Genomic DNA, 16,021 nt, shown 5'->3' with positions numbered 1-16,021 from the left:
TCAATTCCCCGAGGTTAGGGCCAGCACCAACCGGCCCTGTGCGGCTAGCCGGGCAACAACCGGTCCGTCGTTCTCCCGCACCGCAACCGACACCGTCGCCGTGCCATCGCGTGTCCCTGCGATCACATGCACCACCGTGGCCCGGATCGTCGGTGCCGCAGCGGTGGGCCGCTCCCGAGCAGCCTCGTCGGTGGAGACCAACAACACGCTCGCCCCCGGCCTCAATGGCGCCGACGGCATCTGCCCGGCCTTGAGGGATACCCCGACGACCTGCTCACCCGGGGCGGGAAACGGCTTGTCGACCAGAGCACCTGCGTTGAGCAACGTGCCCGACAGCAACGCCACTGAGGCGTACTTGCCGATGACGGCCTCGGTCCGCCCGCTGGGCACCCCGGCGAGCCCGGGATCCGGGTTGAGATGCACGGTGATCAGGTCGGCAGCGGTGACCTGGGCTCCGACAGGCACATCCCTGGCGACCGCAAGGAATGGCTGGGTCCTACTGACGTAGCCGAACAACGACACCGCGCCAAGTGCACAGACCGCCATGAGGGCGATCGCTACGCCAAGCCGTCCCCGGCGCAAGCTACGCACGCGAACCACCCTCGGCTGCGGAATGGTTGCCGTGGTCAAGTTCGCCACATCGTCCGTCGCCGTCACCCCGTCACCACCTGAAGCTCGTCGATACGAATGGAAGTTGTGGACTCGCGGGTCACGGTTTCGGCTCCCGTCACCCCGCCGCCGGCCACCCACCAGTCGACCTGCCACGTCGTCGTGGCAACGACCGCGTACCGGCCGTCAGGCTGGGCGCGGCTGGAGCGGGAGTAACCGTCGTATCCGCACGTCGGTGATCGAGACGCACCGTGTTTGGCCTTGTCGTACCGGGTGCCGGGGTTGTCGCAGACGATGATCTGTCCATCGCCGAGGTCCCAGGTGATCTTCGTGGCCTGCCCGCGTGCGGTGACGGACAGGCCGGGAACCGAGGCCGTCGCCGTGATCGGACCCCACGTCTGCGGTGTGACCGCAGTCCAGAGCCACACCGGAAGGCCCACCAACCCGGCCCCGGACTCGCTCGGGCTGATGCCGATCTGCGGCCCCTGCATCGGCAGTTCCCTGACAGCTCTCGCCGCCAGTTCTGCCGGGCTGAGGCTTCCCGGCGTGCCCGGCGGCGGGTCTGCCCGCCACACGAGGTCACCGATCGTGCTGCCGAAGCACCGTTGCCGGTACACCGCACCCTCGCCTGGCTCACGTCCTTCCCAAACCGGATCATCGGCAGGTGGCTGCGGCGATTCGAGGATGTAGTAACAGCCGTCGGCTGGGTTCAGGTATCCCCAACCGGCTTGCCAGCATGGCACCACGATCCCGCCGGAGGTGCACTCCTGCGTGCCGGTGCCACCGCCCCCGCCTGGCGGCGCCCCGCCGCCTTCTTCCCCGGGTGTCTCCACAACGACGAAACACGGTCCGACCGGAGGACAGACCCAGTAGTCCGCGCGGGCTGCCGCGACCGGAAGCCCAAGCATCACGATGGTGACGACGACTGACGCTGCACCGTCTCGTAGGATTCGCTTCAGCACGTAGAACTCCGCTGGGCTATTGACTCGTACACAAACCACTTACCGTTGACTCGCTTGACTTTGACGACCACCGGGTACTTCTCCGCCTGCGTGGTCGGCCGCGCCTTCCCGCCGACCACGACCCAGCCCGTCGAGTCGAAGCAGTCCTGGATCACCGCCTCGTTAGCGTCGAGGCGCAACTCGGTCACACTCGGGCTCCACGTCGGACGCCCCTCGTTGCGCACGCCGCTGCGCGACATGCTGTGCAAGCTGTTGAGCAGTTGGCCGAGCAGCGGCTCGCCAACGAATTTCGCCAGCTCTGTCGTCCGGTAGTCAGCCGTTGCAGACGCCTTGACATATGCCTCCAAGTAGCCGTTGTAGGCAGCAAGAACGTCGCGACGGGCCGACACTTCAAGCGGGTTAGTGCTAGGTGACGCCGTCGCACGTGCGTCGGCGGTGGGCGTAATGTCCGGCCCGGCACCCGACCCCGGCACACAACCCGCCAGCAGGCACAGCGTGGCTCCAAGCAAGGCCACGATCGAGTTGGTCACCTTGATTCGCCTCATCATCTGGATGCCTCCCTCGACGCAAGGCCGCACCGAGGCGGCCCAACTGGTGGGGATGATGTCCCCGCTCCAGCTTCGTCGGTGACTGCGAACGGCCACAGGCCCGCAGCCGCATTCGAGTCGTCCGGTAACGCGAGCATGAGCACTGAACGATCGGGCATCCCCTGCCACCTCCCCCGCGGTAGGACGCACTCAAAGGTCTAGCCCATCCGTAATGGATTCCGCTACGCACGGTTAAGGACGCAGTTCGCAGTACGTTCCGTGATGAACGCACCTCTAGGTACGTACCTAGAAGAAGGCTCAGCGAGGAGCCATGCCCACGCCAACAGCGAAGGTGCAGGGCAACCGGTGGCACACCGGAAGACACCCCTGTGCGAACTCTGACCGCACGCGGCCGAACCCTCACTAAAAGTGCATGTCCTGCCCACCCACCCGAGCCCGCGACAGCGAGCAAACTTCCCTCTTGTACCGTCCCCTCGCCACCGTCACACTGTGGCCAGCACGCATCAATGAACGACGGCGACGAATGTGGTCGGCGCGCACGGGGAGTCAGACAGGGATGCCCGAGAACCGCAGCGAACTACAATCCGTGATTGACTTCTTCGGCACCCCGCACGCCGTTGAGGTTCTGTTCGCCATTCGAGACGGCCGCCACCCCCGAGAGTGCCCAGAGCTGCGCCCCTACGGCGATGCAATCGACGATGCGGTCGCCACGTTGGCGACTCTCGGCACAGTGACCGGAGTGACGGCTCCGGCTCCGAGCGGGGAGCCGCCACCACTCACGCTGACTCGGAGAGGTGCCGAGGTCTGCACGCTAGTAGAGCGCATCATCGACCTCAGCGGACCCGAGGGCCCGACCGAGCGCACGCCGGAACGGGCAGCAATCGGATAGGTCATCGATCGGCCTATTTAGGTGGAGTTGCCCTGAAAGCAGCCAACGCCTTCCTTCACATTCACCCTTGACAGCAAGGTCACCACGACAGGCAAACTAGTGCCTTGCGCTGTCGGGTAGACGACACTCGATGGCGAGAGCGACCGCACGTCACGGGGGACGGGGTGGAATTCGGAGACCTGCTGGAAATTCGGGACATTCTGCAATATCAACACGTTATCGGGGCCGTCGCCTGCCTCGGAGAGCGTCCGATGCGATATGGCGAGCTGGGTAGTGCACTCGCCGAGTGGACCGGCAACCGAATCGGCGACGGCGAGCTCACTCGCACGGTGCGCAGGCTGGTGGACAGCGGTCTAGCGCGAGAAACCTTCGCGGATGGGCATCGCTTGCTGTGCCTCACAAGGATGGGACGTGATCGACTGACGACGATCCGGGCGCTGGGTCGGGCACTGCACCGCGACCACTCGGACGAACAAGGCGACGAGGCCCCAGATGATGGCACGACCTCCTGATCCCCATTGCGACGGCGGTCAGCAACGGTCGACACCCGCATGAGCCTGCTGACCGCTCTGCTCGCCGTAGTACTGGCGATCGCTGCCAGTCCGTTCATTCGAGTAGTGGCGTTCCGCTACTCGGTGTCTAGTGGGCCGCCTCGCAGTACGGAGTGTCCGCGTTGCAAGCACCCGATTGCCAGCAGCGGGTCCCCGTGGCGCGGATACACGTGGTTATGGTTTGGCCGATGCCGGATGTGCGAGGCACGGGTCGGACCTCCTTTGGCGACGGTGGAGGCAGGGGCAGTCATCTCCCTCCTGTCCCTTGCAGCCGTGGTCGAGGACCTAGTCCTCTTTCTGGCGTACTGCTGGCTAGCGCTGGTTGGTGTCACGCTGACCATCATCGACAGCGCGGTTCATCGGCTACCGGATCGATTGACCGCGCTGCTCGCTGGTGGAACCCTGGTCTCGCTCGGAACACAGTCGATCATCTCCAACGACGCACAAAGACTCGTCGGATCCGTTGCGGCAGGTGCAGGTGCTGCGGCGTTCTACTTGCTGATGGCGCTGCTAACCGGGGGCGGCATCGGTCTGGGCGACGCCAAGCTTGCGTTCGGGCTCGGACTATCCATCGGCTGGATGGGTTGGCCCGCAGTCGCGGCTGCCCTCTTTCTCGCCTTGCTGCTCACCGGGTTCGCGGCTGTCGCTCTGACGGCACTTGGACGGGCCGGCCGCAAAGACGCGATCCCGCACGGGCCGTTCATGGTGATAGCCGCGATCATGGTGGTTGTAGCACTTCACGGGGGACTGCTCGACGCCGTGTGACAGGCACTACCCGCAGCGTCGATAGCTGCCTGAGCGCCCTGTGCGGAACTTGATGATCGGTCCCGTCCGGCGGATCACGGCGAACTCGGGATGCGTCGAGGTAGGCCGTCTCCTGGCACTTGGGCCGCGACTATTGCCGCTGGCCCGGCCACATCATATTGTTGCCGGATCGCTGGGCAGGGTGACATCCCCCGTGGTCACCCTGCCCAGACGTACCGGAGTGGGCGTTGGGGCGAGTATTCGTCTTCGTTCAACGATTATGAACGCTGCGCGTGCTGTTCGCCGACCCACCAGATTTCATCGCCCCATGGCCCGAATCGGCCGTAGGAGCCGCTCCCCGCAGAGCGTGGCCGGTCTCGGCCAGAGTTGCTGGCCCTGAACCTTCCTGGGTCACAGGGTCCTGCCCACCAGACACCGACCTCCCCGCTGTCGCTTGCACTTCCTCAGCGCTGGCGCCTGCCTTCGATCGCACAATTTCGCGGTAACGATCCCAGGTGCCACCTCGGTCCGGGTTGCCGTCCGGGCAGTGCACTTCAGCGTCGTCGAGTCGGTCCAAAGCGAGATCGAAGTCGCCGCGCCTCATGGCGTCCGTAGCCGCCGCGAAGGCTCTCCGCGCGGCCTTCCGATTGACCTCGTAGATGCTGGCATCGCTGAGGCGTTTGCCTTCCAGCACCTGCGGGTTGGCTTGTGCATAGTCCGCCATCCACTGCCATTCCTGCTCCGTCGCCCGCACCGCTTCGGCGGCATACCGCACGCCGTCGCCGGTGATCCGGTGGTATCCAGGCCCGTACTGTTCAAGCGCGAGCACGAGTTGACGGTGCCGGACCTGGGGTTGCCGGTCCGCAGGTTCGTGGTGAGGCGTCGACTGGGGTTCTTCGTGGTGCTCCGGAGTTTCGGCACCCATGGTGGGTGGTGGAGAGGGATTCTCGCTGACGTCGTGGGTGAGCACGTAGGTGCGGCCCGCTTCCCATTCGTGACGGGAGAGCACTCCGCACGCGCGTGCCTCGTCAAGGCAGTTCAGCGCGCGAGTCAAGTCACCCTCGATGTGGGCAGCCTCGGCCTGTTGGAGTGCCTCCTCGCCGCGCCTCTGCCGGGCCTGGTCCCATTGGTCTGGCGTGCGGTAGGGAAGCTTCAGCACCTCGGGATGATCAGCGATGTAGGTCTTGATCCAGTTCAGCTCCGCCGGGGTCGCGTCGACCATCTCGGCGATGTATCGATGCGCTGATCCGGTGCTCCGGTGGTACCCGGCGGCATGCTCGTCAATTCTCAGGGCTATCTGGCGATGACGGATGTGCTGCTCTCGCTGCTCCAGGTCATCGCCGATCGCTGGATTTGGCTCGGCAGCGCGATTAGGTGTGCTCTCCGACTCTGCCCTGTGGTTGGGTGCGACGTGGGGCTCATCGCCGTCCGGTGATCCAGCCGGCTGGACGGCATCCGCTTCCTCGTCAGCCTGAGCTTCGGTGGCCTGCTCTTCCGCGGCCGATAGGACCGCAGTGTAGACGGCTTCGGTGGCGGCTTCCTGCAACTCAATCTGGTCCTGTTTGTCGCCGAAGTAGGCCCACCGGAGGAGGTCAATGCGTTCATCGAAGAGATCCATCATCGCGTTGGTGAGCATGGTGGCGAATGGGTGCGCGAAGTCGTCCGGGGAGTTGGCGAGCGCCCACATCTGCGTCTGCGGATCGTTGGCCAGTCTGGTCAGCACGTCGGAGAGCCAGGTGATGTCGTCCGCGCTAGCGCGTGCGCCACGGCTGGCGGCCCAGGCGTCGAGATTCACCGGGGTCGTCACTGCGACGGTGGCGACTGGTGGCGTAGCCGCAGGCCCTGTCGCGGGCACGGGTTCGGGCGCGGGCGCGGGCGGAGAGGCTTCGGTCGGCAACCTTATGGTGTGGGTACGCTCCCCCGGCCAGTCTGCGGGCTGGCCGACGGCAGTGACGAGGCACCGGCCGAGTTCGGTCTGCCGGTGGCCGTTCATGGTGTCGTGGCTCTTGATCTTGCCGGTGACGTGGACGTATGTGCCGTCGCGGTAGGCGTTGAGGTTGGGCACTCGCCAGGTCCACAGGTTGCCGGATGCGTCGGCGAGGTAGAGAGTGGTGGCGGTGGACTGGCCGCCTCCGCGCCGGTGGCGGTTGTAGCTGCGGGCGGCGAGGACGCGGGCGTCGAAGCTCACCTTGTCGCCCTTCTGGCCCTGCCAGGTGGACGTTGCCGTGGTGTGGCGGATGGCTTGGTCTTGTAGGTGCCGCTGGTAGCTGGCGGCGGCGGAGACCAGGGTGGCGAATTGGCGTGGGCCGACGCTGTCTTCCGTAGCGGCGAGCCGCAGTTGGTAGGCGTAGTCGCTCACATCATGGTCGTGCAGTGCGATGGCGTGTGCGCGTATCGCTGCGGCGTGGGTGCGGGTGTCGTCGGTGACGGCTGCTTCCAGTTCCTGCCGTAGGCCGGTGGCGTCGTATCCGTCGCCGTTGATGGCGGTGTCGACGATGGCGGCGGTCGGCACAAGCTTGCCGTCGCTGGCGTCGGCGTCGCGGCGGGACACCCAGCCGTAGGTCTGGATGGCGGCGGCGGTGAGGGTGAGGACTTGCATGGTGTCGTTGCCATCCGGGTGTCCGGGACGTCCGGTGCGAATGATGGCCGGGTCGACGCGCCTCAATGGCGACGTGGCTTCAGCCGAGATGGCGGTCGGGGCCGCTGACGGCTCGGACTTGCTCGACTCGGTGATCTGCGCGTTCACCTCGTCCAGTCGTTCGCGGGCGGTGCGCAGTGCATCGGTGTGCTTGAAGGGCGCGTCCAGGCCGCTCGTTATCCTGTCGAGGTCCTGCTCCTTGGCCGCGAGGTCACGTTGCAGTTGTCCGATGATGGCGTCGAGTCCGCGCAGCCGTTTCTCCAGCCGGCCGACCACGTCGGCGTTGTCGACCTCGGTGTGGGAGAGAGCGAATTCGGCCCGGGGCAGGGCGGGCATGTTGACGTACAGCAGGCGTCGGTTCTGGGCTTCGATCCACCGATGCTCCGCGACGACCGGGAATCCACCGATGGTGGCGACCTCCTGCTCGCCCCGCGGCGGTGGAGCGGTGAGAGCCTTGAGCGCGTCACGCAGAAGCGTGTTGCCCTGCTTGCGTTCAGCGGTTGCCTGGCCCAGCACGGTGATGTGGAACTTGTCTCCGGTCGTGTCGACGCGACGCGCTTGGGCTTCGTTGGCCTCTCCGATCTCAGCCCGCAGAATGGTGATGTCCTGCTCGCGTTCGCGCCGTACCCAGGCCATTCGATCGCGTTCCCGGTGGTGCGAACGCTCCATCCGCTCCAGTTTGGTCACTTCAGCTTGCAGCGCCGCCTGGTCGAGCAGCAGAGGATTACCGGTCGCCAGCGCCTTCACTTCGTTGTACGACAGCGCGGCGTCGCCGATGTCCTCGATCTCGCGGACGTCGAGCCGGCCGCGCATGAGCTGCGCGATGAACTCGGCCTTTCTTGCCACCGTCTGCCACATGAAGCCGTCGAACGAGCCTTCGGTGACGTACCGGATGATCTCGACCTCAACGTTTTGGTTGCCCTGTCGGAGGATCCTGCCTTCCCGCTGTTGGAGGTCTGCCGGCCGCCACGGGCAGTCCAGGTGATGCAATGCGACCGCGCGCCGCTGCACGTTCGTGCCGACGCCCATCTTCTCCGTACTGCCGATCAGCACGCTGATCCGTCCGTCGCGGGCGGCGGCGAACAAGGCGGCCTTCTCGGCGTCGTTGCCTGCCTCGTGCATGAACCGGACTTGTGCTCGGGGCACGCCCCGAGCAACGAGTTGATCCCTCAACTCGTCGTAGGCGTTCCAGCCGGCCGCCGGCACTCCGAGGTCGCTGAAGACGATCTGAAGCCCACCCGGACGAGGGTGGGGTTGGCCGTCGCTGTCGCTGAAGATGTCGCCGCGGTGTTCGGCGTAGATGCGGGCGATCGTCTCCGCTGCGGCGGTCAATTTGCTGGGCGCATTCGGGTCTATGCCGCGAATGCCGAGCAGCGCTGACTGGACTTCCCCGTCGAACGGTCCTGACCACAGCAGTTTGGGCGCAGCGACGATCGGAGTTGGCCAGGCGGTAGCCGCTGCTCGTGCGCCATCGTGGCCGACGTCTGGTCCCGGTGGAGGTTGCTCGCTCCACAGTCCGGCGAGTTCAGCGGAGAGCCGTTCGCGGATGGCCGGGTCGGCCAGGCCGTCGTAGGTGTCCATCACTTCGGCGAGCCAATCCGCCGTCAGGGGGCGTTCGGCGTTTGCCCCCTGATAGGCGTAGGCGAGGGCCTGCTTGAGGGTGCGCGGTAGCTCGCCGCTCCAGACCACACGGCCGGCAGCGTCCTGAACGGTGTCGGGCCATACGACGCTCCTGCCGACCTGCGCGTACGGCGGCTCGGCCGCCCAGTGGTCGATCAGGTGCTCGGCCACCCGCTGACGGACGTCGGCGTCGCCGAGCCCGTCGTAGTGGTGGAGGGCGTCGAGGATCTGGCTGTTCTCCAGCGGGCCGGCGTTCCAGTCGTGGGTGTCGGCGAGACGCAGTAGGGCCTGTTCGGTGGCGTGGTCGAACTGCCCCGACCACAGCGTCTCGCCCTCGCCCTGTCGCACGTCGCCAGGCCACGCCGCGATGGAGGGGTCCAAGGGGTTCGGGCGCTGGCGGGTCCATCGGGCGGCAAGGTCGGCTGCCACTGCCTCGATAGCTGGCTCGTCGTCGAGCACCTCGAAGCGGCGCAGCACGTCGGCGATCTCGTCTGTCGTGGGCGGCACCAACCGCAGGTCCATCGCGGCTGAACGGCCGTTGTGCGTGATCTTCAACAGGTTGTCGTCGGTGGGGTCGACGTCGCCGCGCCGGACCTCGTCGGCTCGCTCGACCAGGGCGGTAAGGTAGTCGCTCAGCCCGTCGCTGGCGGGCACGACCACCGTGCGGGGCAGGCGCTGGCCGTCCTCGCGCTCCTTGAGCTTAGGCACGGGCAGGGCGAGATCCTCGGCGGTCTTCACGTCCGCGACCTGGTGCAACAGCCGCAGCAGTTCCGGGACGTTGTAGAACTTGGCGAAACGGCTGTTCATTCGTAGGCCGCCGCCCTCGGGGACGACCTCGATGCCCTCGATTGTTTCGCCGAACGTCGCCGCCCAGGCGTCGAACTCGTCGATGTGCAGGGACCGCATGAGATCCGGAGCGAGGTACATGAGCATGGTGTGGACCTCGCCTAGCGAGTTCGCGACGGGGGTCGCGGTCGCGATCGTGCCCACCCGGTCGTTGGTTTCGCGCAGCCACCGCAGCTTCATGTCCAGGTCGGTGGATCTGTTGGATCCGGGGATGCCCATGCCCGGGATCCGGCTCGGCCGCTCCAGGTTCTTGAACAGGTGGCCCTCGTCGACGAACAGGTAGTCGACGCCCATCATCTCGAAGGTCAGGCCGGGGTCCTTCTTTGTGGTGAGCTTCTTCTTGATCCGTTCCTCGGCTCGGCTGATGGCCCCTTCGAGTTGCTTGACGAGCCGCTTCTGACCGGCGGCGTCCGCTGACGCCAGCCGCAGTTCCAGCTTCTCGATCTTCACCTTCATGTACGTGCGCTGGTACTCCGGCGACATGGCCACCTGCTCGAACGCGCGGTGGGTCATGATGACGGCGTCCCACTCTCCGGTCGTCACCCTGGCCTGGAACAACCTGCGACGGTCCGCGGTCAGGTCCGCGCTGCTGGCCGAGAGCAGCCGCGCCTGGGGGTAGAGCTGGAGGAACTCCCTGCTGAACTGCTCCAGCATGTGATTCGGAACGATGATCATCGGCTTGCGGACCAGGCCGAGGCGACGCAGTTCCATCGCCCCCATGACCATTTCCGCTGTTTTTCCGGCGCCGACTTCGTGCCAGAGCCCGACCGACGGTTCATTGACGATCCGAGCAACCGCGCTGTACTGGTGGGCGTGTGGCTTGAAGGTGAGTGCCAGGCCCGGCAGGGTCAGCTTCGCCCCGTCGTAAGAGCGCAGGACGAGCGAGTTGAATCGGTTGTTGTAGATCGCCAGGTGAACGTTGGCCCGCTTCGGGTCCGCCCACAGCCACTCGCTGAACCGCTCGTTGATCTCGGTCGCTTTGGTTTGCGCCGCGAGTGTGGCGTCGGCGTTCAGCCGGCGCTTTTCCGTGACGGGATCGATGTCGTAGACGCGCACGGGCCGCTGCTTCAGCAGATCCTCGGCGATGTCGACCGCGGATCTCCGCTCGGTGCCCCACGTGCTTGTCGCGAGGGTCGTGGCGCGACGCTTCGAGGTGACCGCCCAGTCCGTGCCGCCGTCGCCGTGTTCAACGGCGAGGGTGGGGTCATCCAGGAGTTCTTGCAGAAACTGCTGCACGGTCTCGCCGCTGACCCAGCTCGCGCCCAGCCGGACGCGAATCTCCTCCGGCGTGAGGTCGACCGGCTTCACGGCGGTCAGTGCCTCGACGTTCGGCGCGTACCACTCGTCCTCCTCGGCAGCGGCGCGGGCCTGGTCGAGCTTGACCCGGACGTTGCCGGATAGGTACTCCGCCGCCGGGACGAGCCGGTCGGTGCCAGGCTCGTCGAAGACCAGGGTGCCCAGTCGCTGGCGGGCGTCGTCCTGGTCTACGCCGAGCAGCCATGCCACCCGCTCCAGCGTGATCTGGCCATACATGTCCTGGCAGATGGCGAGGGCGTCCTCGGGAGTCTCCGCGCCGAGTTTCGGTGCGCGGGGGGCGATCGCCCGGGTGGTGAAGATGTCGGATTTGTAGGCGACCTGCGATGCTTCGTCGAAGCGTTCCAGGGCGTAGACGAGGTTGGAGAACGGGTCGGCGCGGAATCCGCCCTGCGCGGGGGCGGCTCGCCGCAGGATCGGCTCGCCGGTTTCGTCGTCGACCTTGCCCGTCTCGTAGGTGTTGTAGCGGTTGATCGGCCCGAACCGGGAGAGGTAGCCGTTGTAGCGGTGGCCGAGTTGGAAACGAAGGTGGTCGATTTCGTCGGTGTCGTCGAGCGTCGCCGCCTCGGCCTCAAGTAGCCGCATGGCGAGGTTGCGTAGTCGCAGCAGCTCTCGCAGTTCGTCAGCTTGCGTCTTTGGCGGGGCATACGGCTCGGCTTGGCCGTTGATCATCCGGGTGAACGTGCCGTCGTTGCGCAGCGCCAGGTAGCCATCGGGCTGCTGCTCCGAGGCGGCGACGAAGGCGATCGGCTGCGGCTGTGTACCCTGCCGGGCGGGGCGGTAGGTCAACGCTTGGGTTTCCGCCTCAGCCACGATGTCCTGCAACGCGGCGCGCAGGGCCGGGGCGCAGTCGCGGTCACCGACGACGGCGAGTTCGTCCCCACGATGAAGGCCGCCGGTGCCGAGCCGGCCGAGTACGCGTCCTGGGCGGTCGAGAAAGTAGGCGTTGACGCGCACCTCGTCCTCGCCGAGGGTGACCCGCCGGGTGGTTTCCCACGCCTGGTTGGCGGTGACCGAGCGGCTCTCGTCGCGGCGACGCAGGATCAGTACATCGATGACGGCATCGGTGCCGGCGGCTCGCGCCATGGCACCCGAAGGCAGCCGTACGGCACCGACCAGGTCCGCGAGTAAAGCGATCTCTCGGCGGGCCGCGGGGTTCGCGCGGTCCATGCTGAAGTGCGAGGTAAGTACGGCCATGAGCCCGCCTGGCCGCAACAGGTGCAACCCCTTGACCATGAAGTGGTCATGGATGCTGTGGCCGCCCGGGTTATGACGGCGATCCGTAAGCGTGATCTTGCCGAAGGGCACGTTTCCGATGACAAGGTCAAAGGCACCTGAAGGACTGCGGGTGTCGGCGAAGCTCTCGTTGAGGATCCGGGCGTCCGGGTAGAGGGCGGCAGAGATGGCTGCGGTGATCGGGTCCAGCTCGACACCGACCATCCGCGCGCCCTCGGGAGCGAAGGCGATGAAGTTGCCGGAGCCGCTGCCCGGTTCAAGAACGTCACCGCCGGTGAAGCCGAGCTGTTGCACGGTGTCCCACACGACCTTGACGACGGAGGCGTCGGTGTAGTGGGCGTTGAGGGTGGTGCGTCGTGCGGCACGCCACTCGGTCTCGTCGAGCAATTCGGCGAGTTGCTCACGCGCCCAGACGTAGGTGCTGTGGTCGTCGCGGTCCGGGTCGAAGACGGCGGGAACCGCACCCCATCCGGCCCAGCGGGCGAGTACCTGTTGCTCGTCGGCGGTAGCGGGCCGCTGGTCGGCTTGCAGCGTGCGCAGCACGCGCAGCGCGGCGATGTTCGCCTTGATTCTGGCGGCTTCTCCGGATGGGGCCAGATCCGCCTGCTCTGCGGGCCGGAACCTCGGCCCGCTCGGCACTGCTCCTGGGTCGTGCGACTCGGACCCGGAGGTGCGGGCGGAAGGAACGGGATCGTTCTCCGGCTCGGTTGGGGGTACGGGCGGCGCGGGATGTGGCAGGTCCGCCAGTTCGCCAAGCAGGTCGGTGGCCGCGTTCGGGGTGTTCGTCGGCTGCTGGGCGGGTTGGGCGATGTCTGGTGCGGTGGAGTCGGGTGAAGCCGTCGCCACCGGGGGCGGTAGGGCAGCCTCCGGTGGCGGTGCGGCAGGTTCTAGTGGGTCGGGCTCAGGTCGGTTGCCGGGTCGGGCAGCATCTCCCTCAGCACCTGGCCCTCGGCGCTCAGCCGGGCGTTGTTGAGCCGGCCGACCTTGCTCAGGTACGTCTCCTGCTCCGGGTCCGGGCCTGCCAGCGTCCTGCTCAGGTCCTCGATCTGCTGGGCGATCTTCTCCCCCAACTCCGTGAAGAACTCGTCCGGGTCCTCGATCTGCCGATATCGATTCGGCAGGTGGCTCCTCCAGTGACTCTTGGCTTGCGCTGCGTACTGGTTCACTCGTCTCCACCTCCAACTCGTCGAAGTCGTCCGGCTCCGACGCACGCGCCCAGAGGTAGTCGTCGAACGACAGTTGCCCGGCTATCTCCCTGCGCTTGCGTGCCAATGGAATCACATCCCCCGGGGCTTGTGGTCGCACTTGTTCAGGCCGTTGTGGTGGTGGTTTTTTGGCCGCTGATGGGGCCTCGCGCGCCGCAGGGTCACCGCTGGCGGTTGATGGCGTCTCGGTCGGTCCGGCCAGTCGGGCGAGCCGGGCAGGGTGCTGGCCGGGCCGCTCGTCGGCGATTGCCCGAGCCGCCTCGGCGAGATCGTCGAGCCAGTCGACGGCCGGTATCCCGTCGATGGCGTTGGTGGCGGCGAGCTTGCTGTCCCGGGCCGGGATGATGATGCGGTTGGCGGTCCAGTACGCCTGTCCCCATCCGTCCTTGATCGCGTGGTTCCAGGCGACGCTGGCGGCGGCTGCGGCGCGCTGCGCGTTGGTGCGGGCGCGGTTGTCGCTGGCGGCTGCCTCGAATGTCCGCCCTAGCGGACGATTACGTCCCTCTTCCGTACTCGCTCCGTCGTGACACCGGACTTCGTCATGGGCCGAGGCCGTCAACTGGTCCAGGAGTCCGCGCACGACGCGCCCGGGGTCGTTCCCGTCGCTGAGGCGGCTGATCGCCTCGCGGGCGGCTGCGGTGATGTGACTGTCCACGGCCAGGACTCCGGCTCGCTTGCCGGCGGCGAACCCGAACGGGAAGACGGCCTTGACCACAAAGTCAACGCCAACCACCTGTCGGTCTGGGGCGGGTGAGCGCGGCGCCGCGTTCCATCCCTCGTTCCATGCCATGGCCGCTAGTGCGGCCAGGTGAGGTGGTGCCGCCCAGGACGTATCTGTCCAGTAGGAGCGCAGATGCGCCGCGACCACGTCTCGGGTAACGGGTCGGGGGCTCATGGGCACTCCCGCGCCGCGGCGGTAGCGGCGTGGACGCCGGTCGAGGCCGGGGTGGCCTGTTTCGTGACCGTGACTTGCGGAGGATGGCGTCGTCGGTGCGGTGCGGTCATGCTGCGGCGCCTCGTCTATCTGGTGTGCGGCCGGGCGACTGCCCCGTGGATCGGCGCTCCACCGGGCTGGACGATCGGGGAGCCGGCGGCAGCGCCCGGCGCGGCGGTGGGCGGGGCCGCAAAGCTCATCTGGGCAACGCCACTAGGCGAAGCTCCTGGGTTGGCCGTCGCGGCGGTGGCGGCGTTGGCAGCGGCGGTTGGTGCGGCTGACGCCGGTCGTTGATGGGTGGGCGACGTTCGGGAGGTGACTGCTGGGCTACGGGCATAGGCCCGTGCGGCCTCGGTGTGCAGTGGCCCGTTGGTGGCGTCAGCGAGCAGAGTGAGCGTGGTCGGGTTGGTTCGCACCGCCACCCACGGCCGGTCCGCAAGCCCAATACGGTCCGCCATGCCACGCACGATCTCCGACCAGTCGTAGTCGGAGAGTTGGCGCTCACCGGGTTGGGAACGCAGGGCGAGTGCCGTCACGCGGGCGCGGTCGGCAAGCCGTCGTAGGTCGACACGCCATGTGCCCGAATGCCACCCCCCGCCGACGTCGACGACGCGCGTTTCGGCCAGATAGCTTCGATTCGCAGCTCGGTCCACCGCCCCCACCGTGATCGAGCTGGCAATCTGTCGCGAGGACTGAGAGTCGTATGCGCTAACCAACATTGGTGATGCCTCCAGAAGTGGCGGGTTCGCGAGGAACGCCAGCAGGAACAAGTGGCAAGGAAGTCGGAAGTGCTGCACTCCTACCTATCGGCGGATATGCACCCCCATCGAGTCCAACCAGGACAGCGGGTCGACTGCGTTGGCAGCCGTCAGGGGCGGTGCGTGGCGGTGGACCTCGAAGTGCAGGTGCGGACCGGAGGAGCGGCCCGTGCTGCCGACCCAGCCGATGAGCTGCCCGGCCTGGACCTGGTCGCCGGCGGAGACGGCGAGACGCACCGCGTGGCAGTAGCGGGTGGCGATGCCGTTGCCGTGGTTGATATTGACCAGCAGCCCGCAGCCCGACAGGTTCGGGTCTCCGGGCCGGTCGCAGTACGCGCTGTCGCACCGGGCGGCCAAAACGACGCCGGCCGCAGCTGCATAGATCGGAGTCCCAGTTGAAGCGGCGAGGTCGATGCCGTCGTGGCTGGGCCGTGATGGGGGCCGGAACCTGCTGACGAGTTGGTAGCTGTCGGCGGGGAGCGGAAGGCGCCAGGCACCGGCACCTCCTGCCTCCAGGGTGTACTTGCCGATGCGGGAGCGGACCTGCTGGGGATAGTCGTGGGCCTTCCCCGCCGCCGGCACACCGCCTGCGCTGGCGATGCAGCCGCGGCCACAGAAGTAGCCGGCCCAGGCGATGTCGAGCGGGTCACCGTTCAGCACGTTCACCGCGACGTTGCGGGACGCCCACGCGACGAGGTCGCACATCAGGCGACCCATCGCGTAGATGGCGTCTTCGGGGTCGTCCGGCCCGTTGCGCCCGTCGTTGTCGTAGTCGTCGCCCCAACTCGCCCAGGTGCCGTGCTGGAACTGCGCGATGCCGATGGCGGGCCCACCGCGCTCGGGCGGGTTGTCGGCAAGAGCGTCGGCGCGCCAACTGCTTTCCAGGTCGATCTGCGCCGCGATCATCGGCGGCGTGACCTGGGGGCAGATCGATCCCGCGCGGACCACCCAGGGAGCGAGGTAGCGGGCATGGGGCGGTATGGCGTCGATGTTGAGTGCGCCGCTGGCGGGGGCCGCGACCAGCGCCGGGCTCGCCGCGAGCAGGGTGGCGGCACCTGAGGCAACGAAAGCGATCAAACCGGCCGCGATCGCCACCACGCCCGTGAGTAGCAGTACGAGGGCGCGTACCGATGTCGGGCTGGCCTGTCCGGTCGTGTCGGTCATCGC

General features: G+C 67.1%; 9 protein-coding genes and 1 pseudogene. 4 read left to right on the top strand and 6 right to left on the bottom strand.

Annotated features, from left to right (window positions below):
* Genes ACIBMZ_RS20765 through ACIBMZ_RS20755 form a run of 3 tightly spaced genes read right to left on the bottom strand, consistent with a single transcriptional unit; the run spans window position 1 to window position 2,101 of the window.
* A complete protein-coding gene (locus ACIBMZ_RS20765) occupies window positions 1-657 on the bottom strand; it encodes a flagellar biosynthesis protein FlgA (protein ID WP_396696135.1) in 657 nt (218 codons plus the stop codon).
* On the bottom strand, window positions 654-1,571 hold the full coding sequence (locus ACIBMZ_RS20760) for a hypothetical protein (protein WP_396696133.1): 918 nt from the start codon (window positions 1,569-1,571) through the stop codon (window positions 654-656). The genes ACIBMZ_RS20765 and ACIBMZ_RS20760 overlap by 4 nt, the downstream gene beginning before the upstream one ends.
* A complete protein-coding gene (locus tag ACIBMZ_RS20755; RefSeq protein ID WP_396696131.1) occupies window positions 1,565-2,101 on the bottom strand; it encodes a hypothetical protein in 537 nt (178 codons plus the stop codon). Before ACIBMZ_RS20755 ends, ACIBMZ_RS20760 begins: the two co-directional genes overlap by 7 nt.
* Window positions 2,102-3,172: 1,071 nt before the next feature.
* Here ACIBMZ_RS20755 and ACIBMZ_RS20750 point away from each other — a divergent pair.
* From ACIBMZ_RS20750 to ACIBMZ_RS20740, 3 genes and pseudogenes are all read left to right on the top strand, one after another.
* A complete protein-coding gene (locus tag ACIBMZ_RS20750; RefSeq protein WP_396696129.1) occupies window positions 3,173-3,520 on the top strand; it encodes a hypothetical protein in 348 nt (115 codons plus the stop codon).
* Between the two features lie 39 nt (window positions 3,521-3,559).
* Window positions 3,560-3,814 (top strand): annotated as a pseudogene (locus ACIBMZ_RS20745) (prepilin peptidase); the annotation flags it as partial.
* Between the two features lie 18 nt (window positions 3,815-3,832).
* On the top strand, window positions 3,833-4,324 hold the full coding sequence (locus ACIBMZ_RS20740; RefSeq protein WP_396696260.1) for a prepilin peptidase: 492 nt from the start codon (window positions 3,833-3,835) through the stop codon (window positions 4,322-4,324).
* Window positions 4,325-4,574: 250 nt separating this feature from the next.
* On the opposite strand, the gene ACIBMZ_RS20735 is transcribed toward ACIBMZ_RS20740, so the two are convergent.
* Window positions 4,575-12,803, bottom strand: coding sequence for a hypothetical protein (locus ACIBMZ_RS20735; RefSeq protein ID WP_396696127.1), 8,229 nt, complete (start codon window positions 12,801-12,803; stop codon window positions 4,575-4,577).
* Between the two features lie 41 nt (window positions 12,804-12,844).
* A complete protein-coding gene (locus ACIBMZ_RS20730) occupies window positions 12,845-13,123 on the bottom strand; it encodes a hypothetical protein (protein WP_396696125.1) in 279 nt (92 codons plus the stop codon).
* Window positions 13,124-13,685: 562 nt separating this feature from the next.
* On the opposite strand from ACIBMZ_RS20730, the gene ACIBMZ_RS20725 reads away from it, so the two are divergent.
* Window positions 13,686-13,916, top strand: a complete 231-nt coding sequence (locus ACIBMZ_RS20725) for a hypothetical protein (RefSeq protein ID WP_396696123.1) — start codon at window positions 13,686-13,688, stop codon at window positions 13,914-13,916.
* 983 nt (window positions 13,917-14,899) lie between these two features.
* Here ACIBMZ_RS20725 and ACIBMZ_RS20720 read toward each other — a convergent pair.
* Window positions 14,900-16,018 carry a M23 family metallopeptidase gene (locus ACIBMZ_RS20720; protein ID WP_396696121.1) on the bottom strand — a complete coding sequence of 373 codons (1,119 nt, stop codon included), beginning with the start codon at window positions 16,016-16,018 and terminating at the stop codon, window positions 14,900-14,902.
* Window positions 16,019-16,021 lie beyond the last annotated feature (3 nt).

This window comes from Micromonospora sp. NPDC049900, assembly GCF_044461025.1.
Classification (GTDB): Bacteria; Actinomycetota; Actinomycetes; order Mycobacteriales; family Micromonosporaceae; genus Micromonospora.
Note: the sequence above shows the minus strand (reverse complement) of the source record. Positions and strands in the feature narration are given on the sequence as shown.